This is a genomic window from Streptomyces sp. NPDC001544 (genome assembly GCF_042894285.1).
Lineage (GTDB): Bacteria > Actinomycetota > Actinomycetes > Streptomycetales > Streptomycetaceae > Streptomyces.
The window spans coordinates 248,990-267,141 of sequence record NZ_JBIAVN010000010.1 but is presented as its reverse complement, the minus strand read 5'-3'; the positions used below and the strand labels follow the sequence as shown (position 1 = coordinate 267,141).

At 68.2% G+C, this 18,152-nt stretch carries 25 protein-coding genes; 2 read left to right on the top strand and 23 right to left on the bottom strand.

Translation table 11 applies throughout. The annotated features are described in order from the left end of the window. Nucleotides 1-13: 13 nt before the first annotated feature. Nucleotides 14-955, top strand: coding sequence for a DUF389 domain-containing protein (locus ACFY0F_RS25505; RefSeq protein ID WP_388798547.1), 942 nt, complete (start codon nucleotides 14-16; stop codon nucleotides 953-955). Here the strand turns inward: ACFY0F_RS25505 and glmM are convergent. The 3 genes from glmM to rplM all read right to left on the bottom strand — a co-directional run bounded on the left by glmM (nucleotide 952) and on the right by rplM (nucleotide 3,474). After that, nucleotides 952-2,310 (bottom strand): phosphoglucosamine mutase, encoded by a 1,359-nt coding sequence (gene glmM, locus ACFY0F_RS25500; protein ID WP_388798544.1) that lies wholly within the window; start codon nucleotides 2,308-2,310, stop codon nucleotides 952-954. The genes ACFY0F_RS25505 and glmM overlap by 4 nt on opposite strands. 165 nt (nucleotides 2,311-2,475) lie before the next feature. Further along, complete coding sequence (rpsI, locus tag ACFY0F_RS25495; protein ID WP_004927169.1) at nucleotides 2,476-2,988, bottom strand: 30S ribosomal protein S9; 513 nt, start codon at nucleotides 2,986-2,988, stop codon at nucleotides 2,476-2,478. A gap of 42 nt (nucleotides 2,989-3,030) precedes the next feature. Next, nucleotides 3,031-3,474, bottom strand: a complete 444-nt coding sequence (rplM, locus tag ACFY0F_RS25490) for a 50S ribosomal protein L13 (protein ID WP_014674395.1) — start codon at nucleotides 3,472-3,474, stop codon at nucleotides 3,031-3,033. A gap of 930 nt (nucleotides 3,475-4,404) precedes the next feature. On the opposite strand from rplM, the gene ACFY0F_RS25485 reads away from it, so the two are divergent. After that, a complete protein-coding gene (locus tag ACFY0F_RS25485; protein ID WP_388798541.1) occupies nucleotides 4,405-5,283 on the top strand; it encodes a hypothetical protein in 879 nt (292 codons plus the stop codon). 205 nt (nucleotides 5,284-5,488) lie between these two features. On the opposite strand, the gene ACFY0F_RS25480 is transcribed toward ACFY0F_RS25485, so the two are convergent. The 20 genes from ACFY0F_RS25480 to rplX form a co-directional block, all read right to left on the bottom strand. Beyond that, a complete protein-coding gene (locus tag ACFY0F_RS25480; protein ID WP_388798639.1) occupies nucleotides 5,489-6,244 on the bottom strand; it encodes a polyprenol monophosphomannose synthase in 756 nt (251 codons plus the stop codon). A 289-nt stretch (nucleotides 6,245-6,533) separates the two neighbouring features. Then, the gene (truA, locus tag ACFY0F_RS25475) at nucleotides 6,534-7,397 is read right to left on the bottom strand and encodes a tRNA pseudouridine(38-40) synthase TruA (protein ID WP_388798538.1); all 864 of its coding nucleotides are present in this window, start codon (nucleotides 7,395-7,397) and stop codon (nucleotides 6,534-6,536) included. A gap of 73 nt (nucleotides 7,398-7,470) precedes the next feature. After that, complete coding sequence (gene rplQ, locus ACFY0F_RS25470) at nucleotides 7,471-7,965, bottom strand: 50S ribosomal protein L17 (RefSeq protein ID WP_388798536.1); 495 nt, start codon at nucleotides 7,963-7,965, stop codon at nucleotides 7,471-7,473. Nucleotides 7,966-8,154: 189 nt separating this feature from the next. Next, entirely contained in the window at nucleotides 8,155-9,177 is a 1,023-nt protein-coding gene (locus ACFY0F_RS25465; protein WP_003966937.1) for a DNA-directed RNA polymerase subunit alpha, read from the bottom strand. 255 nt (nucleotides 9,178-9,432) lie between these two features. Beyond that, nucleotides 9,433-9,837: a 30S ribosomal protein S11 gene (rpsK, locus tag ACFY0F_RS25460; RefSeq protein ID WP_003956432.1), complete on the bottom strand. Its 405-nt coding sequence runs from the start codon at nucleotides 9,835-9,837 to the stop codon at nucleotides 9,433-9,435. A 66-nt stretch (nucleotides 9,838-9,903) separates the two neighbouring features. Further along, nucleotides 9,904-10,284: a 30S ribosomal protein S13 gene (gene rpsM, locus ACFY0F_RS25455; protein ID WP_004984507.1), complete on the bottom strand. Its 381-nt coding sequence runs from the start codon at nucleotides 10,282-10,284 to the stop codon at nucleotides 9,904-9,906. Nucleotides 10,285-10,473: 189 nt separating this feature from the next. After that, a complete protein-coding gene (gene rpmJ, locus ACFY0F_RS25450) occupies nucleotides 10,474-10,587 on the bottom strand; it encodes a 50S ribosomal protein L36 (protein WP_003998809.1) in 114 nt (37 codons plus the stop codon). Between the two features lie 59 nt (nucleotides 10,588-10,646). Then, nucleotides 10,647-10,868 (bottom strand): translation initiation factor IF-1, encoded by a 222-nt coding sequence (gene infA / locus ACFY0F_RS25445; RefSeq protein ID WP_003948620.1) that lies wholly within the window; start codon nucleotides 10,866-10,868, stop codon nucleotides 10,647-10,649. A gap of 199 nt (nucleotides 10,869-11,067) precedes the next feature. Then, nucleotides 11,068-11,904 carry a type I methionyl aminopeptidase gene (gene map, locus ACFY0F_RS25440; RefSeq protein WP_388798531.1) on the bottom strand — a complete coding sequence of 279 codons (837 nt, stop codon included), beginning with the start codon at nucleotides 11,902-11,904 and terminating at the stop codon, nucleotides 11,068-11,070. A 121-nt stretch (nucleotides 11,905-12,025) separates the two neighbouring features. Beyond that, entirely contained in the window at nucleotides 12,026-12,688 is a 663-nt protein-coding gene (locus tag ACFY0F_RS25435; RefSeq protein WP_388798528.1) for an adenylate kinase, read from the bottom strand. After that, the gene (gene secY, locus ACFY0F_RS25430) at nucleotides 12,688-14,001 is read right to left on the bottom strand and encodes a preprotein translocase subunit SecY (RefSeq protein ID WP_388798525.1); all 1,314 of its coding nucleotides are present in this window, start codon (nucleotides 13,999-14,001) and stop codon (nucleotides 12,688-12,690) included. Before secY ends, ACFY0F_RS25435 begins: the two co-directional genes overlap by 1 nt. A 230-nt stretch (nucleotides 14,002-14,231) precedes the next feature. Continuing rightward, a complete protein-coding gene (gene rplO, locus ACFY0F_RS25425) occupies nucleotides 14,232-14,687 on the bottom strand; it encodes a 50S ribosomal protein L15 (RefSeq protein ID WP_030745257.1) in 456 nt (151 codons plus the stop codon). Between the two features lie 2 nt (nucleotides 14,688-14,689). After that, the gene (rpmD, locus tag ACFY0F_RS25420; protein ID WP_003974250.1) at nucleotides 14,690-14,872 is read right to left on the bottom strand and encodes a 50S ribosomal protein L30; all 183 of its coding nucleotides are present in this window, start codon (nucleotides 14,870-14,872) and stop codon (nucleotides 14,690-14,692) included. A 2-nt stretch (nucleotides 14,873-14,874) separates the two neighbouring features. After that, nucleotides 14,875-15,480 carry a 30S ribosomal protein S5 gene (gene rpsE, locus ACFY0F_RS25415; RefSeq protein WP_030860989.1) on the bottom strand — a complete coding sequence of 202 codons (606 nt, stop codon included), beginning with the start codon at nucleotides 15,478-15,480 and terminating at the stop codon, nucleotides 14,875-14,877. A gap of 36 nt (nucleotides 15,481-15,516) precedes the next feature. Next, nucleotides 15,517-15,900: a 50S ribosomal protein L18 gene (gene rplR, locus ACFY0F_RS25410; RefSeq protein WP_030174556.1), complete on the bottom strand. Its 384-nt coding sequence runs from the start codon at nucleotides 15,898-15,900 to the stop codon at nucleotides 15,517-15,519. A gap of 3 nt (nucleotides 15,901-15,903) precedes the next feature. Further along, a complete protein-coding gene (gene rplF, locus ACFY0F_RS25405; RefSeq protein ID WP_132857212.1) occupies nucleotides 15,904-16,443 on the bottom strand; it encodes a 50S ribosomal protein L6 in 540 nt (179 codons plus the stop codon). A gap of 24 nt (nucleotides 16,444-16,467) precedes the next feature. Then, nucleotides 16,468-16,866: a 30S ribosomal protein S8 gene (gene rpsH, locus ACFY0F_RS25400; RefSeq protein ID WP_007494756.1), complete on the bottom strand. Its 399-nt coding sequence runs from the start codon at nucleotides 16,864-16,866 to the stop codon at nucleotides 16,468-16,470. Between the two features lie 213 nt (nucleotides 16,867-17,079). Further along, nucleotides 17,080-17,265, bottom strand: a complete 186-nt coding sequence (locus ACFY0F_RS25395) for a type Z 30S ribosomal protein S14 (RefSeq protein WP_003948630.1) — start codon at nucleotides 17,263-17,265, stop codon at nucleotides 17,080-17,082. Between the two features lie 5 nt (nucleotides 17,266-17,270). Beyond that, nucleotides 17,271-17,828 (bottom strand): 50S ribosomal protein L5, encoded by a 558-nt coding sequence (rplE, locus tag ACFY0F_RS25390; protein ID WP_015658460.1) that lies wholly within the window; start codon nucleotides 17,826-17,828, stop codon nucleotides 17,271-17,273. Continuing rightward, nucleotides 17,828-18,151 carry a 50S ribosomal protein L24 gene (rplX, locus tag ACFY0F_RS25385; RefSeq protein WP_030671805.1) on the bottom strand — a complete coding sequence of 108 codons (324 nt, stop codon included), beginning with the start codon at nucleotides 18,149-18,151 and terminating at the stop codon, nucleotides 17,828-17,830. The genes rplE and rplX overlap by 1 nt, the downstream gene beginning before the upstream one ends. Nucleotide 18,152 lies beyond the last annotated feature (1 nt).

Here is an 18,152-nt window from a genome sequence, read left to right as displayed (position 1 = left end):
CTACCCTGCGGGGATGCTGCATCTGCGTCTGATCACACCGTCCGACAAGACGGACGAGGTGGTGCGCCTGATCGAGAAGACGGTCGGCACCACCCACCTCGCCGTCGTCCCGGGCGCCGCCCGCAACCCGGTCGGGGACATCGTGATGTGCGACGTGGCCCGGGAGGCGGGCGACGAGCTGCTGACCGGGCTGCAGCGGCTGGGCATCGACGCCACCGGTTCCATCGCCGTCGAGAACATCGACCTGTCCCTGTCCAAGCGGGCCGACAAGGCCGAGGCGGAGGCGCCGGGCGAGGGCGCGGACGCGGTGCTGTGGGAGCACCTCACCGAGGCGACGCACGAGGAGTCGACGCTGTCGGTCGCCTACGTCGCCTTCATCACCCTGGCCACGATGATCGCGGCCTGCGGTGTGGTGCTCGACAACGCGATCCTGATCGTGGGCGCGATGGCGGTGGGCCCGGAGTTCGGGCCGCTGGCGGGGATCTGCACCGCGGTGGTGCGGCGGGCGCCGCGGCTGGCGCTGCGCTCGCTGGTCGCGCTGCTGGTGGGGTTCGCCGCGGCCATGCTGCTGACCTCGGCGTTCAGCCTCTTCATGGACGCGGTGGGGCTGTTCAGCAAGGGTCAGCTGGAGGCGAAGCGGCCCAACACCGGTTTCATCTACGCCCCCGACTGGTTCTCGTTCGTGGTGGCCGTCCTCGCCGGGGCCGCCGGCACGCTGTCGCTCACCTCGGCGAAGTCCGGCGCCCTGGTCGGGGTCGCCATCTCCGTGACGACCGTGCCCGCCGCCGCCAACGCGGCCGTGGCCCTGATCTACGGCGACGGCAACCAGGCCGCGCGGTCCTCGGAGCAGCTGCTGCTGAACCTGCTCGGCATCGTCATCGCCGGGACGCTCACGCTGCTCGCCCAGCGGTGGTTCTGGGACCGGCAGCGCGAGCGCACCAGGGCGGCTGGTTAGCCGAGCGCCGACTTCACGGCGTCGGCGAGGCGGCCGGCGACGGTGCGGGCCTGCTCGATGTCGGCGGCCTCGACCATCACGCGTACCAGCGGCTCCGTACCGGACGGGCGCAGCAGCACCCGGCCGGTCGACCCCAGCTCCCGCTCGGCCTCGGTCACGGCGGCGGCGAGCTCCGCGGAGGTCTTCACCCGGGACCTGTCGACGTCACGGACGTTGATCAGCACCTGCGGCAGCCGCTCCATGACGGAGGCGAGGTCCCGCAGCGTACGGCCGCTCTCGGCGACCCGGGCCGCGAGCAGCAGGCCGGTCAGGGTGCCGTCGCCGGTGGTGGCGTGGTCCAGGACGATGACGTGGCCGGACTGCTCGCCGCCGAGGGCGTAGCCGTGCTCCTTCATCTCCTCCAGGACGTACCGGTCGCCGACGGCGGTCTGCACGAGGCTGATGCCCTCGCGTTCCATGGCCAGCTTGAAGCCCAGGTTCGACATCACGGTCGCGACGACGGTGTCGGAGCGCAGTGCGGAACGCTCCCGCATCGCCAGCGCGAGCACGGCCAGGATCTGGTCGCCGTCGACCTCCTCGCCGGTGTGGTCCACGGCCAGGCAGCGGTCGGCGTCACCGTCGTGCGCGATGCCGAGGTCGGCGCCGTGCTCGACGACGGCGGCCTTGAGCGTGTCCAGGTGGGTGGAGCCGCAGCCGTCGTTGATGTTGAGGCCGTCCGGCTCGGCGCCGATCGTGACGACCTCGGCGCCCGCCCGGGCGAAGGCCGCGGGCGAGACCCCGGCGGCCGCGCCGTGCGCCTCGTCCAGGACGATCTTCAGCCCGTCGAGGCGGTTCGGCAGCACGCCGAGCAGGTGGCCGACGTACTGCTCGAAGCCCTCGTCGTACGCCCGGACGCGTCCGACCCCGGCGCCCGTCGGCCGCTCCCAGGGCTCGCCGTGGCAGTGCGCCTGGTAGACGGACTCGATGCGGTCCTCCAGCTCGTCGGCGAGCTTGTGGCCGCCGCGGGCGAAGAACTTGATGCCGTTGTCGGGCATGGCGTTGTGGCTGGCGGAGAGCATGACACCGAGGTCGGCGCCGAGTGCCCCGGTGAGGTACGCCACCGCGGGCGTCGGCAGCACGCCGACGCATCGTACGTCCACGCCCGCGCTCGCCAGGCCCGCGACCACGGCGGCCTCCAGGAACTCCCCGGACGCGCGCGGGTCCCGTCCGACCACCGCCTTCGGCCTGTGGCCCTCGAAGGTGCCCGCCTCGGCGAGCACGTGCGCCGCCGCGACGGAGAGACCGAGCGCCATCTCGGCCGTCAGATCCGCGTTGGCGACACCGCGCACGCCGTCCGTGCCGAAGAGTCGTCCCACTTGTCCTCCTGAGGAAGCGTCACTTTCGAAGGCGCTTTGACATCCGATCACACTTGACTTTGAGCGTCTTGTGTCGTTATACGCCCTTGCACTGGGATAAACGAACGCCCCGGCGGCACAGTGGCGTGCCGCCGGGGCGTTCGGAGTACGAGCAGGCAGCGGAGATTAGCGCTTGCTGTACTGCGGAGCCTTGCGGGCCTTCTTCAGACCGGCCTTCTTGCGCTCGACCGCACGGTCGTCGCGCTTGAGGAAGCCGGCCTTCTTCAGCGGGCCGCGGTTGTTGTCGACGTCGGCCTCGTTCAGCGCGCGGGCGACACCGAGACGGAGCGCACCGGCCTGACCGGAGACACCGCCACCGGCGATGCGGGCGATGACGTCGTAACGACCCTCGAGCTCGAGCACCTTGAAGGGCTCGTTGACTTCCTGCTGGTGCACCTTGTTCGGGAAGTAGTCCTCGAGGGTGCGACCGTTGATCTTCCACTTGCCGGTGCCCGGGACGATCCGGACGCGGGCGATGGCGTTCTTGCGGCGGCCCAGGCCGGCGGCCGGCTGGGGCTCGCCGAAGCGGGAGGCCATGGACTCCGAGGTGTACTCACCCTCGACGGGGACCTCGGACTCGGTGGTGTAGCTGTCGATGTCAAGCTCTTCGAGCGGCTGCTCGGCAGTGGTCTCGGCCACGATTCTCCTCAGATTCTCTTCAGTCTTAGGGGGTGGCCGGACTTACTGCGCGACCTGGGTGATCTCGAACGGCACCGGCTGCTGGGCAGCGTGCGGGTGCTGGTCACCCTTGTAGACCTTCAGCTTCGAGAGCATCTGACGGCCCAGGGAGTTCTTGGGGAGCATGCCCTTGACGGCCTTCTCGATGGCCTTCTCCGGGTTCTTGTCCAGCAGCTCGTCGTAGCGGACGGAGCGCAGACCACCCGGGTAGCCGGAGTGGCGGTACGCCATCTTCTGGGTCCGCTTGTTGCCGGACAGGTGCACCTTGTCGGCGTTGATGATGATGACGAAGTCACCAGCGTCGACGTGCGGCGCGTAGATCGGCTTGTGCTTGCCGCGGAGCAGGGTCGCTGCGGTGGTGGCGAGACGGCCCAGGACAACGTCCTGAGCGTCGATGACGTGCCACTGGCGCGTCACATCGCCGGGCTTGGGGCTGTACGTACGCACGGTTCGTAGCCTTCGCTTCGAGTGAATGGTCCTGAACAGGTCACCGAAACGATCACGACAGCCTGGACCGCACGGCGGCGACGCATACCGCGTACGTGGGGTCGCTGGTCATCGGCCCGGTGGACCGGTGTAAGGGCCCGTCCCGTGAGAATGAGCAAGCCAATACACAACGAACAGGCAGGATACCTGCGGCGCGGCACCCGGGTCAAAACGGGCTCGCTGCCGCTGGGCTCAGCCGGTTTCGCGGATCCCAGTGTAATCGCCGCCCCACTGGGGGCTGCCGCCCCCAGACCCCCGCTTCGGCCTGAACGGCCTCGTCCTCAAACGCCGGACGGGCTGAGTGATGCCGACCGGGGCGGAGCCCGGCGGGGTGCAGGGAACGCAGTCCCCGCCGGGGGCTGGGGCAGAGCCCCGCGAGGGAAGGGACGTCGCCGCCAGGGGCTGGGGCGGAGCCCCGCGGGATGCAGGGGCAGAGCCCCGCAAGAGGACAGCGCAGTCCCCCGCCAGAGTCCGGGACGGAGCCCGGCGGGGTGAAGGGAACGCAGTCCCCGCCGGGGGCTGGGGCGGAGCCCCGCGAGGGAAGGGACGTGGCCGCCGGGGGCTGGGGCGGAGCCCCGCGGGATGCAGGGGCGGAGCCCCAAGAGGACAGCGCAGTCCCCGCCCGGGTTCGGGGCGGAGCCACGCGGGGTGCAGGGGCGGAGCCCCGCCGGGGGCTGGGGCGGAGCCCCGGGGGGTGCTTTTCGGCTGGCTGGCACGGGTGGGTGGGTGGGAAACGGGGTCCAAGGGGCGCAGCCCCTGGCGGCGGCTGGGGTGGGGCCCCAGGGCGGGGTGCGTCACCGGGCGGGATACCCCGGGTTGCGCGGAAAGGTCCCCTACCGCGGTTAGTAGCACCGCCCCCGCACCCCCCGCCCCCGTCTAAGATGACGCCCCATGAGCTATGGGCAGGGGGGCTCCCAGTCCCAGTGGGATCCCTGGAAACCGAACTCTCAGCAGCCTTGGACCAGCGGCGGTGACGACCGGACCCCGGACTGGGCCGCACTCGCCGACGCCTCGGAAGCGCGGCACAAGCGGCGCAAGGTGCTGTTCATCGGCGGCGGCGCGGTCGCCACCGTGGCGATCGGTACCGCCGTCGCCATGGCCGTCATGTCGGCGAACGGGGACAACAACGCCTCGAAGCAACCGTCCAACCTGCCCGCGAGCGCCTCACTGCCCAGCGACTCCGCGCCGGCGCCGTCCTTCGAGCCCACCAGCGCACCGCCGCCGCTGGACCCGAAGGACTTCATAGCCAGCGCGAAGAAGGACACGGCCCCGCTCAGCGCGGAGACGCTCTTCCCGGGCACCCGGCTGACCATGGGCGAGACCGTGTACAAGAAGGGCCCCACGGCCGACACCACGAACTGCGCCTCGGCCGCCGGCGGCACCCTCCCCAAGGTGCTCACCGCGAACGGCTGCACCCGGCTGCTGCGCGTGACCTACACCAGGGACGGTGTCGCGGTGACCGTCGGCGTGGCCGTCTTCGACACCGAGGCCAAGGCCGTCAAGGCCAAGGGCGCGGCCGACAAGAAGAGCATCGTGAAGTCGCTGGCCGGCAAGGGCGTCAAGGCGTTCTGCGACGCCGCGGTCTGCCGCTCGACGACCAACTCCGTCGGCCGCTACGCCTACTTCACCATCGCCGGCTTCCCCAGCGGCAAGGACGTGACCACCAAGGACACCAAGGTCTTCAGCGCCGGTGACGACCTGGCCGAGTTCACCTTCCGCCAGATCCGCCGCCGCGGCGAGGCCCAGGCATCCGCGGCGGCGAACCAGTAGCCACTCGCGGCTAGGGCCTGTCCGGCGGATCATGCCGCAGACGCGGGGCTTGGCACGCCTTCCCCGACGCTCGAACGAGCTCGCGCGGGGGCACCCCCATCGCGTCGACGCCCTCCTCCGCCTTGCAGCCGGACGCACCAAGCCCCGCTCAAGAGCGCCGATGAGGCACCACCCGTGCCCCGCGACCTGATCCGCCGGACAGGCCCTACCGGCGCTTCAGGCGCAGCCTGATCGGCACGATCGCCGACTCCAGCTGCGTGCGCAGGGTCATCTTGGAGACGCCCTCCGTGCGTTCCTCGAAGCGGATGGGAATCTCGACGGCGCGGTGCCCGGCCCGCACGGCCTTGTACTTCAGCTCCACCTGGAAGCTGTACCCCGCGCTGTCCAGCGACGACAGGTCGACATCACGCAGAGTGGCAGCCGACCACAGGTTGAAGCCCGCCGTGATGTCGTGGATGTCGGTGCCCAGAATCGTGCGCGCGTAGCGGTTCGCGAACCGGGAGAGCAGGACCCGGTGCGCGCCCCACTCCTCGTCCAGCGAGCCCCCCTCGACGTACCGGCTGCCGACCACCAGGCCCACGCCGGAGGCGAGGGCCGCGTCCAGCATGCGCGGCACCGCCTCCACCGGGTGGCTGCCGTCGGCGTCCATCTGGACGACGTACTCGGCGCCCTCCTCCAGCGCCGCGGTCATGCCCGCGGTGTACGCCCGCCCCAGCCCGTCCTTCTCCGTGCGGTGCAGCACGCTCATCCGGGTCCGGCCGGTGCCGTCCGCGTTGTACTTGTCCGCCAGTTCCTCGGCGATCCGCCCGGTGCCGTCCGGACTGGAGTCGTCGACGATCTTCAGATGCAGCCCGTCCAGCGGCAGCCCCAGCACCGCCTCGGCCATCCGCGGCACGTTCGCCGCCTCGTTGTACGTCGGCATCACCACGGTGATCGGTACGCCGTTGCCCTGCCCCGTCATGCCTTCTCCCCTCCACGGCGCCGATCTGCCCGGCGCCCGGAACAGCCGGCCCGACGCGGTCCTACGGTCCGCGTCGAGTACCCCTCGGCCGTCCCCAGTCAGCGGCCGGTCCACCGGCACGGCGGCCCGCTCGGGGTCGTCGTACGGAACTGCGGCCATTCGGTCAGTGCAGGACGATATCGGCCCCGCACAAAGTGTCCTCGGCCGACACCCGGTTCGAAGGCGACACCGGGCACGGCGCCCCGGCCGCCCTTGACGGCCGGGGCACATGCCGTGGAACACCGGGTGACTAACAGGTTGCGCAGCCTGCCGTACCCGGCAGCGACCGCTTGTTACGCGCCTCTTTGTTCCGCGCGGCCAGCAACTCGTCGGCCGGGTAGCCGACCTCCTCGAGCGTCAGCCCGTGCGGCCGGACGACGTGTACCGCCGAGTCCCGCACCCCGGCCGCGAGCACCTTCCCCGGCCAGTCGGGCGCGCGGTGCCCGTCCCCCACGAACAGCAGCGCCCCGATGAGCGAGCGCACCATGTTGTGGCAGAAGGCGTCCGCGCGGACGGTGGCGGTGATGATCCCGTCGGCGCCCTTTTCGAGCCGCAGCTCCTGGAGCGTACGGATCGTCGTGGCGCCCTCGCGCTTCTTGCAGTACGCGGCGAAGTCGTGCTCACCGAGGAGCTGCCGGGCGGCCTCGTTCATGGCGTCCACGTCGAGCGGCCAGTCGTGCCAGAGGACGTGGCCGCGGAGCAGCGGGTCGACCCCGCCGGGGTTGTCGGTGACGCGGTAGGCGTAGCGGCGCCAGATCGCGGAGAAACGTGCGTTGAAGCCGCTGGGCGCCTCCCTGAGCGCCCACACCCGTACGTCCCTGGGCAGGCGGCCCGCGAGCCGCTTGAGGAGCTTCTCGTGGTGCTCCACCCAGACCTCCCTGGGGAGATCGACATGGGCGACCTGGCCGCGCGCGTGCACCCCGGCGTCCGTCCGCCCGGCCACCGTCAGCTCGTACGTCTGACTGGACCGCGTGACGGTACGCAGGGCGTCCTCGATCTCGCCCTGCACGGTCCGCCGGCCACCGGCCTGCTTGGCCCAGCCGGAGAACTCGGTGCCGTCGTAGGACAGGTCGAGACGGACACGGACGTGGCCGGGCTGTACTTCGTCACTCACGTACAGATCCTTTCAGTACGCGAAAGCGGGCTCGCCCCGAAGGGCGAACCCGCTTCCTGCGTCAGGCAGAGCCTCAGGCGTCCTTGGACTCCTCGGCAGCGGCCTCCTCGGCCGGAGCCTCGGTGGTCTCCTCCGCCTTGGCCTCCTCGGCCTCCTTGACCGCACGCTTGGTGGCGGCCTCGGCCTCACCGGTCGCCTGCTGCGCCACGGTCAGCGCCTCGACCAGCTCGATGACGGCCATGGGCGCGTTGTCGCCACGGCGGTTACCGATCTTGGTGATACGGGTGTAGCCACCCGGGCGGTTCTCGTAGCGCGGGCCGATCTCGGTGAAGAGCGTGTGGACGACGCTCTTGTCCGTGATGACCTGCAGCACCTGGCGGCGGTTGTGAAGGTCGCCCTTCTTCGCCTTGGTGACCAGACGCTCGGCGTACGGGCGCAGGCGGCGGGCCTTCGCCTCGGTGGTGGTGATGCGGCCGTGCTCGAACAGGCTCTTCGCCAGGTTCGCGAGGAGCAGCTTCTCGTGCGCGGCACTGCCGCCCAGACGGGCACCCTTGGTGGGCTTCGGCATTGTTCTCTCCTGTGTGTCTGCCCCGGCCGTATCAGGTACCGGAGTCAGTATCCGAGCAGGCGGTCGCCTGTCGGAGATCCGGGGTCCATTTCAACCCCGGAAGGGTCCGCGCCCCCGAAGGGGCGCGGGGAACTGCGCGACCAGCCACAGCGAGCCCGCAGCCGCAGAACCGGCCTCCTCGCGGAGCGCTCAGTACTGCTCGGTCTCGACGAACCCGGCATCCGCATCGTCGTCCGCGCCGAACGCGTCCGCCGCAGCGGTCGGGTCGAATCCGGGCGGGCTGTCCTTGAGGGCCAGGCCCATGCCGGCCAGCTTCGCCTTGACCTCGTCGATCGACTTCGCACCGAAGTTGCGGATGTCGAGCAGGTCGGCCTCGGAACGAGCCACGAGCTCACCCACGGAGTGGATGCCCTCGCGCTTGAGGCAGTTGTAGGAGCGGACGGTCAGCTCGAGCTCCTCGATCGGAAGCGCGAGGTCGGCCGCCAGCGCCGCGTCCGTCGGGGACGGACCCATGTCGATGCCCTCGGCGTCGATGTTCAGCTCGCGGGCGAGACCGAACAGCTCGACCAGGGTCTTACCGGCCGACGCCATGGCGTCACGCGGACGCATCGCCTGCTTGGTCTCGACGTCGACGATCAGCTTGTCGAAGTCGGTGCGCTGCTCGACACGCGTGGCCTCGACCTTGTACGTGACCTTCAGCACCGGCGAGTAGATCGAGTCGACCGGGATACGGCCGATCTCCTGACCCACCTGCTTGTTCTGCACGGCGGAGACGTAACCGCGGCCACGCTCGACCGTGAGCTCCATCTCCAGCTTGCCCTTGCCGTTGAGCGTGGCGAGGACCAGATCGGGGTTGTGCACCTCGACACCGGCCGGGGGCGCGATGTCGGCGGCGGTGACCAGACCCGGCCCCTGCTTGCGCAGGTACATCACGACCGGCTCGTCGTGCTCCGAGGAGACGACCAGCTGCTTGATGTTGAGGATCAGGTCGGTGACGTCCTCCTTGACGCCCGGCACGGTGGTGAACTCGTGCAGGACACCGTCGATACGGATGGACGTGACCGCCGCACCCGGGATCGAGGAGAGGAGCGTGCGGCGGAGGGAGTTGCCGAGGGTGTAGCCGAAGCCCGGCTCCAGCGGCTCGATCACGAACCGGGAGCGGAACTCGTCGACGACCTCTTCGGTCAACGAGGGACGCTGAGCGATCAGCATGTGTGGATCAGATCCTTCTTTCGTGGACGCCCGCTATTTGACGTCCGACGGAAACCGCACCCTTGAGAAGTGCGGGTACTGCAAGGGTACGGGCGGCACGGCCCTTTTACGGATGCCGTACCGCCCGAACCCCGAAGCCGGTGAAGCGGCGAGCGTCAGACGCGGCGGCGCTTCGGCGGGCGGCAGCCGTGCTGCGACATGTGGGGGGTAACCCCCACACCCCCAGCCGGAGGCCAACCGCCGTGAGCCGGTGCGTCAGACGCGGCGGCGCTTCGGCGGGCGGCAGCCGTTGTGCGGGGTCGGGGTGACGTCCTGGATGGAGCCGACCTCGAGGCCCGTGGCCTGCAGGGAGCGGATCGCGGTCTCACGACCGGAGCCCGGGCCCTTGACGAACACGTCGACCTTGCGCATGCCGTGCTCCTGGGCGCGGCGGGCAGCCGACTCGGCGGCCATCTGCGCGGCGAACGGCGTGGACTTCCGGGAGCCCTTGAAGCCGACGTGGCCGGCGGAGGCCCAGGAGATCACGTTGCCGGACGGGTCCGTGATGGACACGATCGTGTTGTTGAACGTGCTCTTGATGTGCGCGTGGCCGTGAGCGACGTTCTTCTTTTCCTTGCGGCGCACCTTCTTGGCAGCGCCCTGACGTCCCTTGGGGGGCATCTCTTAACTCCTACGGGAGGTGGTCGGTCCTACAGCGAAGACCGTGGACAGGCGGTCCGCTGCGGACTACTTCTTGCCCGGCTTCTTCTTGCCGGCGATGGCGCGACGCGGGCCCTTGCGGGTGCGGGCGTTGGTGCTGGTGCGCTGACCGCGGACGGGCAGACCGCGGCGGTGACGCAGACCCTGGTACGTGCCGATCTCGACCTTGCGGCGGATGTCGGCCTGGATCTCGCGACGGAGGTCACCCTCGGTCTTGATGTTGTTGTCGACGTACTCGCGGATCGCGACGAGCTGCTCCTCGGAGAGGTCGCGAACGCGGGTGTTCGGGTCGACGCCGGTGGCTGCCAGCGTCTGCTGCGAAAGAGTCCGGCCGATGCCGAACACGTAGGTGAGGGCGATCTCCACGCGCTTTTCGCGCGGGATGTCAACACCGGAAACGCGTGCCATTCAATGGCTCCAGTTTGATCTTCGGAGGTCTTCCACAGGACCGACTCCCAGCCGCCGTACTAGGTACGAACTGGGTCCCCGGCCTCCGAACCGGGGGTGTCGAGCTTGATCGGCTCGGGCCCTGCGTATGAACATATTCAGCTTGCGTCGCGCGAAACTCTGCGTCGGTGCAGAGGGATCGGTCGTGCGTCAGCCCTGGCGCTGCTTGTGGCGCGGGTTCTCGCAGATGACCATGACCCGGCCGTGACGGCGGATCACCCTGCACTTGTCGCAGATCTTCTTGACGCTCGGCTTGACCTTCATTGGTGAGGTTCTCCGGGTCAGTGCCAGCGCTCCGGGCGGAGCCGGGGCTCGGGCAAGATCTACTTGTACCGGTAGACGATCCGGCCACGCGTCAGGTCGTAAGGAGACAGCTCCACCACGACCCGGTCGTCAGGGAGGATGCGGATGTAGTGCATACGCATCTTGCCGCTGATGTGTGCCAGGACCTGGTGGCCGTTCTGGAGCTCGACCTTGAACATGGCGTTCGGCAGAGACTCGACGACAGTGCCCTCGATCTCGATGGCACCTTGCTTCTTGGCCACGCTTCGCCCTTCGAATCGACTACCTTGATCGACTCCCGAGCTGTCCCTTACGGGCGCATGCGGACATGCGGGTGCACGAGAGCCGACGAGTCAGTCTACGTCAGCGCACCCGGAAACACGAATCGGGGGAGCCTGCCCGGCGCTCAAGATCGGTATGCACGGAATGCACCGGCGATCTCGGCCGCGCCCGGGGCCGACGTCAGGCGAGAGGGTCGGGGGCGGTCGTGATGCCGTACTCCGCCAGCTTGGCCTTGCCGCCGTCCGGGGCGGTCAGGACCAGAGGGCCCTCTTCCATGAGGGCCACCGAGTGCTCCCAGTGGGAGGACCAGGTGCCGTCGGTGGTGATGACCGTCCAGTCGTCCGAGAGGACCTCGGTCTTCGGGGTGCCCAGGGACACCATGGGCTCGATGGCCAGGCAGAAGCCGGGGACCAGCTTGGGTCCCTTGCCGCGGCGGCGGTCGACGTAGTTCAGCAGGTGCGGGTCCATGTGCATCTCGGTGCCGATGCCGTGGCCGCCGTAGTCCTCGATGATCCCGTACCGGCCGCCGCCGGGCTTGGGCTGACGGCGGATGTACGTCTCGATGGCCCGCGAGACGTCGACGAGCCGGTTGCCCTGCTTCATCGCGGCGATGCCGGCCCACATGGATTCCTCGGTCACCCGGGACAGCTCGATCAGCTCCGGGGAGTGCCCCGAGCCGACGAACGCGGTGTACGCCGCGTCACCGTGCCAGCCGTCGACGATCGCACCGCAGTCGATGGAGATGACGTCGCCGTCCTTGAGGACGACGTCGTCGGACGGGATGCCGTGCACGACGACCTCGTTCACGGAGGTGCAGATCGTCGCGGGGAAGCCGCCGTACCCCAGGAAGTTCGGCTTGGCGTTGTGCTCGGCCAGGACCTTGCGCGCGACCTGGTCCAGATCCTTGGTGGTCGCTCCGGGTACCGCGGCCTCCCGGGTGGCCGCGTGGATCGCGGCGACGACCAGCCCCGCCGCACGCATCTTGGCGATCTGCTCCGGGGTCTTGATCTGCACCATGGGGGCGAGGGCCTTTCTGGACCGGGAAGAACGGACGCTTCCAAAGATACGGGGGCGCGCACCCGCCCCACAGCGCAGCCGCGGCCCCCGGAAGGAACCGCGGCTGCAACGGACGTGAGAACTACTGGGTGGCGTCCTCGCGCTTCAGCGCGTCCAGCGCACGCTTCGTGACCTCGTCCACCGGCCCCAGGGACGAGATCGTCACGACCAGGCCCTGCGCCTTGTAGTAGTCGATGATCGGCTCGGTCTGCGTGTGGTAGACCTCCAGCCGCTTGCGGACGGTCTCCTCGGAGTCGTCGTCACGCTGGTAGAGCTCGCCGCCGCAGACGTCGCAGACGCCCGGCTGCTTCGGCGGGCTGTACGTCACGTGGAAGACGTGGGAGGAGTCCTTGCGGCAGATCCGCCGGCCGGCGATCCGCTTCACGACCTCTTCCTCCGGAACCTCGAGGTCGAGTACCGCGTCGAGCTGGATGCCTTCGCCCTCGAGCAGCTCGTCCAGCGCCTCGGCCTGGGAGACGTTGCGCGGGAAACCGTCCAGCAGGAAGCCGCCCTCGGCGTCCGGCTGCTCCATGCGGTCCTTGGCCATGGCGATGGTGACCTCGTCCGGGACGAGGTTGCCGGCGTCCATGTAGGACTTCGCGAGTTTACCGAGCTCCGTCTTCTGGCTGATGTTGGCGCGGAACAGGTCACCCGTGGAGATGTGCGGGATGTGCAGCTTCTCGGCAAGGCGCACTGCCTGCGTTCCCTTACCGGCACCCGGCGGCCCGACGAGGACGATTCGCATCAGCGGAGGAACCCTTCGTAATTGCGCTGCTGGAGCTGGCTCTCGATCTGCTTCACCGTCTCGAGACCGACACCCACGATGATCAGGATGCTCGTCCCGCCGAACGGGAAGTTCTGGCTTGCGTTGAAGCCAACCAACGCCATCGTCGGTACGAGAGCGATCAGACCCAGATACAGCGAACCCGGCCAGGTGATCCGGTTGAGCACGTAGCTGAGGTACTCAGCGGTCGGTCGGCCAGCCCGGATGCCCGGGATGAAGCCACCATACTTCTTCATGTTGTCCGCGACTTCCTCGGGGTTGAAGGAGATCGCCACGTAGAAGAACGCGAAGAAAACGATGAGCAAGAAGTACGAAACGATGTAAATCGGATGGTCGCCCTTGGTCAGGTTGTTCTCGATCCAGGTCTTCCAGCCCGAAGTACTCCCGGAGAACTGCGCCACCAGCGCCGGAATGTAGAGCAGCGACGAAGCGAAGATGACCGGGATCACACCTGCCTGGTTCACCTTCAGCGGGATGTAGGTGGACGTACCGCCGTAGGACCGGCGCCCGATCATGCGCTTGGCGTACTGCACCGGGATGCGGCGCTGGGCCTGCTCCACGAAGACCACCAGGCCGACCATGACCAGACCCACGACGATCACGGTGCCGAACTCGATCCAGCCGTCGGCCAGGGTGCCCTGCTTCTTGATGGCCCACAGCGCGGACGGGAAGGTCGCGGCGATCGAGATGAACATCAGGATCGACATGCCGTTGCCGATGCCGCGGTCGGTGATCAGCTCGCCCAGCCACATGACGACACACGTGCCGGCGGTCATGCAGACGACCATGGTGATGGTCGTGAAGATCGCCTGGTCGGGAACGATCTGGCTGGCGGCCGAGCAGTTGCCGAACAGGGCGCCGCTGCGGGCGGTGGCCACCAGGCCGGTGCCCTGGAGGATGGCGAGCGCCACCGTCAGGTAGCGGGTGTACTGCGTGATCTTCGCGGTACCCGCCTGGCCCTCCTTCTTCAGGGCCTCCAGGCGCGGGATGACCACGGTCAGCAGCTGCAGGATGATGCTCGCCGTGATGTACGGCATGATCCCGAGCGCGAAGATCGTGATCTGCAGCAGCGCACCGCCGCTGAACATGTTGACCAGACCGAACAGGCCCTGGTTGCCGGACGCCTCGGTCACGCACGTCTGGACGGCTTGATAGTTGACACCCGGGATCGGGACGTGGGTACCGACCCGGTACACCACGATGATGCCCAGCGTGAAGAGCAGCTTCTTGCGCAGGTCGGGCGTCCTGAACGCCCGGGCGAACGCGGTGAGCACGGTGCCTCCTGCGACCCCCGCGCAACTGCGTCAAGGGTGAGTCTGAGGTTCGACAAATACGTAACGGTCAACTGCCGCTCAGAGTGCCCTATGTGAGCACTCCGTGAAAGTGGGCAGTGCAGGCCACCTTACCGGCGAGACCGCCCCCTCTGGAACGACCAACCGGGGATACCCCATTTGTGGGGTATCCCCGGTCGGGATTGCTCACGTCATCGAGGCGCCTGATCGGGTCAGACGAGCTCGGTGACCGTACCGCCGGCGGCGGTGATCTTCTCCTTGGCGGAGCCGGAGACGGCGTCGACCGTCACCTGCAGCGCCACGGAGACCTCGCCCTGGCCCAGGACCTTGACGAGGCTGTTCTTGCGAACGGCACCCTTGGCCACCAGGCCCTCGACGGTGACCTCGCCACCCTCGGGGTAGAGCGCGGCCAGCTTGTCGAGGTTCACGACCTGGTACTCGGTCTTGAACGGGTTCTTGAAGCCCTTCAGCTTCGGGAGACGCATGTGGAGGGGCATCTGGCCACCCTCGAAGCGCTCCGGAACCTGGTAGCGGGCCTTGGTGCCCTTGGTACCACGACCGGCCGTCTTACCCTTCGACGCCTCACCACGACCGACACGGGTCTTGGCGGTCTTGGCGCCCGGGGCGGGACGGAGGTTGTGGATCTTGAGCGGGTTCTGCTCCGCCATGATCAGTCGACCTCCTCGACCGTCACGAGGTGGCGGACGGTGTGCACCATGCCGCGGAACTCGGGGCGGTCCTCCTTGACGACCTGCGTGTTGATGCCCTTGAGACCAAGGGAACGCAGGGTGTCACGGTGGTTCTGCTTGCTGCCGATGTAGGACTTGACCTGCGTGATCTTGAGCTGCGCCATGATCACACACCCGCCCCGGCACGCGCACGCAGCAGGGCCGCGGGGGCGACGTCCTCGAGCGGCAGACCACGGCGGGCCGCGATCTCCTCGGGACGCTGCAGGCCCTTCAGGGCCGCCACGGTGGCGTGCACGATGTTGATCGCGTTGTCGGAGCCGAGCGACTTCGACAGCACGTCGTGGATACCGGCGCACTCGAGCACGGCACGCACCGGACCACCGGCGATAACACCGGTACCGGGGGACGCGGGCTTGAGCAGCACGACGCCGGCAGCCTTCTCACCCTGGATGGGGTGCGGGATGGTGCCCTGGATCCGGGGGACCTTGAAGAAGTGCTTCTTGGCCTCCTCAACACCCTTGGCGATGGCGGCCGGCACCTCCTTGGCCTTGCCGTAACCGACACCCACGGTGCCGTCACCGTCGCCCACCACGACCAGCGCGGTGAAGCTGAAGCGACGACCACCCTTCACAACCTTGGCGACGCGGTTGATCGCGACAACGCGCTCAACGTACGCGGTCTTCTCGGCGGCAGCAGCGCCGCCGTCACGGCCCTTCCGGTCCCGCCGCTCGCCGCCACCGGCACCGCCACCGCGGCGCTGGGGTCCAGCCATTGGATTACCTCTCTCTTTCCGCTAGCTACAAGCGGCTCAGAACTTGAGCCCGGCTTCGCGGGCGGCGTCCGCCAGAGCGGCGATGCGCCCGGCGTACTGGTTACCACCACGGTCGAACACGACGGCCTCGACACCGGCGGCCTTGGCACGCTCGGCGACCAGGGCGCCGACCTGCTTGGCCTGCGCGGACTTGTCGCCCTCGCCACCGCGGATCGAGGTGTCCAGGGTGGACGCCGACGCCAGGGTGTGGCCCTTGAGGTCGTCGATCACCTGCGCCACGATGTGGCGGTTGGAGCGGGTCACGACCAGACGGGGACGCTCCGCGGTACCCGCGATCCGCTTGCGGATCCGGATGTGACGGCGCTTGATCGCGGCGCGCTTGTAGGCGTCGCCCTTGAGGATCTTCTGCCCGTATGCCATGGCTTACTTACCCGCCTTTCCGACCTTGCGGCGGATGACTTCGCCCTCGTACTTGACGCCCTTGGCCTTGTACGGGTCGGGCTTGCGCAGCTTGCGGATGTTGGCCGCAACCTCGCCGACCTTCTGCTTGTCGATGCCCTCGACCTGGAAGCGGGTCGGGGTCTCCACCTTGAAGGTGATGCCCTCGGGCGCCTCGACGGTGATCGGGTGGCTGTAGCCGAGAGCGAACTCGAGGTTCGAACCCTTGGCCTGCACGCGGTAACCGACACCGCTGATCTCGAGCTTCTTCACGTAACCCTGGGTCACGCCGGTGATCATGTTCGCCACCAGCGTGCGGGACAGGCCGTGCAGGGCCTTGTTCTGACGCTCGTCGTTGGGGCGGGTGACGTTGAGAACGCCGTCCTCACCCTTGGCGATGTCGATCGGCGCGACGATGGTGTGGGTCAGCGTGCCCTTGGGGCCCTTGACCGAGACCGTACGGCCGTCGATGGTGACGTCCACGCCGGCGGGAACCGTGATAGGGAGCTTGCCAATACGCGACATAGCTGTTTCCTCCGTTCCCTTCCGCTACCAGACGTAGGCGAGGACTTCCCCACCCACGCCCTTCTTGCCGGCCTGCTTGTCGGTGAGGAGCCCGTGCGACGTGGAGATGATCGCCACGCCGAGGCCGCCCAGCACCTTCGGCAGGTTGGTGGACTTCGCGTACACCCGGAGACCGGGCTTGGAGATCCGCTTGATGCCCGCGATGGAGCGCTCACGGTTCGGGCCGAACTTCAGCTCGAGAACGAGGTTCTTGCCGACCTCGGCGTCCTCGATCTTCCAGCCCGTGATGAAGCCCTCCTGCTGGAGGATCTCCGCGATGTGCGACTTGATCTTCGATGCCGGCATCGTCACGGAGTCGTGGTATGCCGAGTTCGCGTTCCGCAGACGCGTAAGCATGTCTGCGATCGGATCAGTCATGGTCATGAATTGGCCTTCGGCCTCTCTCGCCGGGGTTTCCTGGTGCGCCATCCCTCTCCCCGATCCGAGACGGGACGGGTGCGGCGCGGTGGACCTACGGCGTAGTAAGTCGTATGGGCGGCGACAGACGCCCAACCCCACAAGCCTAAGGCATGGGAGGTGGGCGTCTTACCGCCCTGTCTGCTTACCGAGAGCCTTGGGAATCCCGAACTACCGGGACTACCAGGAGCTCTTGGTCACGCCCGGCAGCTCGCCACGGTGAGCCATCTCACGAAGGCACACGCGGCACAGGCCGAACTTGCGGTACACGGAGTGCGGACGGCCGCAGCGCTGGCAGCGGGTGTAGCCACGCACACCGAACTTGGGCTTGCGAGCAGCCTTGGCAATCAGAGCCTTCTTCGCCATCTCGCTCACGCCTCCTTGAACGGGAAGCCGAGGTGACGAAGGAGCGCGCGGCCCTCAGCGTCGTTGGTCGCCGTGGTGACCACGGTGATGTCCATGCCCCGGGTACGGTCGATCTTGTCCTGGTCGATCTCGTGGAACATGACCTGCTCCGTGAGACCGAAGGTGTAGTTGCCACGGCCGTCGAACTGCTTGGGGGACAGGCCGCGGAAGTCGCGGATGCGCGGCAGCGCGAGCGACAGGGTGCGGTCCAGGAACTCCCACATGCGGTCGCCACGGAGCGTGACGTGGGCACCGATCGGCTGGCCCTCACGCAGCTTGAACTGCGCGATGGACTTGCGGGCCTTGGTGACGGCCGGCTTCTGACCGGTGATGGTGGTCAGGTCGCGGATCGCGCCCTCGATCAGCTTCGAGTCACGGGCGGCGTCGCCGACACCCATGTTGACCACGATCTTGACGAGGCCGGGAACCTGCATGACGTTCTCGTACTTGAACTCGTCACGCAGCTTGCCCGCGATCTCCTCGCGGTACTTCGTCTTCAGACGCGGAGTGGTGGTGGTAGCCATCAGATGTCCTCACCCGTCCGCTTGGCAACGCGGATCTTGTTGCCTTCGTCGTCGAAGCGGTAACCGACACGCGTGACGACCTTGTTGCCGTCCTTCTCCACGACGAGCTGAACGTTGCTCACGTGGATCGGGGCCTCAGTGGTCACGATGCCGCCGGCCTGCGAACCGCGAGCGGTCGGACCGGCCTTGGTGTGCTTCTTGACCCGGTTGACACCCTCGACCAGGACACGGTCCTCGCGGGGGTAGGCCGCGATGACCTTGCCCTGCTTGCCCTTGTCCTTACCGGTGATGACCTGGACCAGGTCGCCCTTCTTGATCTTCATG

What these genes read in the sequence shown, in the direction of transcription:
- ACFY0F_RS25505 (WP_388798547.1), top strand. Translation starts at nt 14, where the DNA reads ATGCTGCATCTGCGTCTGATCACACCGTCCGACAAGACGGACGAGGTG.
- ACFY0F_RS25485 (WP_388798541.1), top strand. Translation starts at nt 4,405, where the DNA reads ATGAGCTATGGGCAGGGGGGCTCCCAGTCCCAGTGGGATCCCTGGAAA.
- ACFY0F_RS25480 (WP_388798639.1), bottom strand. Translation starts at nt 6,244, where the DNA reads ATGACGGGGCAGGGCAACGGCGTACCGATCACCGTGGTGATGCCGACG.
- rplQ (WP_388798536.1), bottom strand. Translation starts at nt 7,965, where the DNA reads ATGCCGAAGCCCACCAAGGGTGCCCGTCTGGGCGGCAGTGCCGCGCAC.
- ACFY0F_RS25465 (WP_003966937.1), bottom strand. Translation starts at nt 9,177, where the DNA reads ATGCTGATCGCTCAGCGTCCCTCGTTGACCGAAGAGGTCGTCGACGAG.
- rpsK (WP_003956432.1), bottom strand. Translation starts at nt 9,837, where the DNA reads ATGCCCCCCAAGGGACGTCAGGGCGCTGCCAAGAAGGTGCGCCGCAAG.
- rpsM (WP_004984507.1), bottom strand. Translation starts at nt 10,284, where the DNA reads ATGGCACGCGTTTCCGGTGTTGACATCCCGCGCGAAAAGCGCGTGGAG.
- rpmJ (WP_003998809.1), bottom strand. Translation starts at nt 10,587, where the DNA reads ATGAAGGTCAAGCCGAGCGTCAAGAAGATCTGCGACAAGTGCAGGGTG.
- map (WP_388798531.1), bottom strand. Translation starts at nt 11,904, where the DNA reads ATGGTGCAGATCAAGACCCCGGAGCAGATCGCCAAGATGCGTGCGGCG.
- ACFY0F_RS25435 (WP_388798528.1), bottom strand. Translation starts at nt 12,688, where the DNA reads ATGCGAATCGTCCTCGTCGGGCCGCCGGGTGCCGGTAAGGGAACGCAG.
- rplO (WP_030745257.1), bottom strand. Translation starts at nt 14,687, where the DNA reads ATGGCGGAGCAGAACCCGCTCAAGATCCACAACCTCCGTCCCGCCCCG.
- rpmD (WP_003974250.1), bottom strand. Translation starts at nt 14,872, where the DNA reads ATGGCGCAGCTCAAGATCACGCAGGTCAAGTCCTACATCGGCAGCAAG.
- rpsE (WP_030860989.1), bottom strand. Translation starts at nt 15,480, where the DNA reads ATGGCTGGACCCCAGCGCCGCGGTGGCGGTGCCGGTGGCGGCGAGCGG.
- rplR (WP_030174556.1), bottom strand. Translation starts at nt 15,900, where the DNA reads ATGGCATACGGGCAGAAGATCCTCAAGGGCGACGCCTACAAGCGCGCC.
- rplF (WP_132857212.1), bottom strand. Translation starts at nt 16,443, where the DNA reads ATGTCGCGTATTGGCAAGCTCCCTATCACGGTTCCCGCCGGCGTGGAC.
- rpsH (WP_007494756.1), bottom strand. Translation starts at nt 16,866, where the DNA reads ATGACCATGACTGATCCGATCGCAGACATGCTTACGCGTCTGCGGAAC.
- ACFY0F_RS25395 (WP_003948630.1), bottom strand. Translation starts at nt 17,265, where the DNA reads ATGGCGAAGAAGGCTCTGATTGCCAAGGCTGCTCGCAAGCCCAAGTTC.
- rplE (WP_015658460.1), bottom strand. Translation starts at nt 17,828, where the DNA reads ATGGCTACCACCACCACTCCGCGTCTGAAGACGAAGTACCGCGAGGAG.
- rplX (WP_030671805.1), bottom strand. Translation starts at nt 18,151, where the DNA reads ATGAAGATCAAGAAGGGCGACCTGGTCCAGGTCATCACCGGTAAGGAC.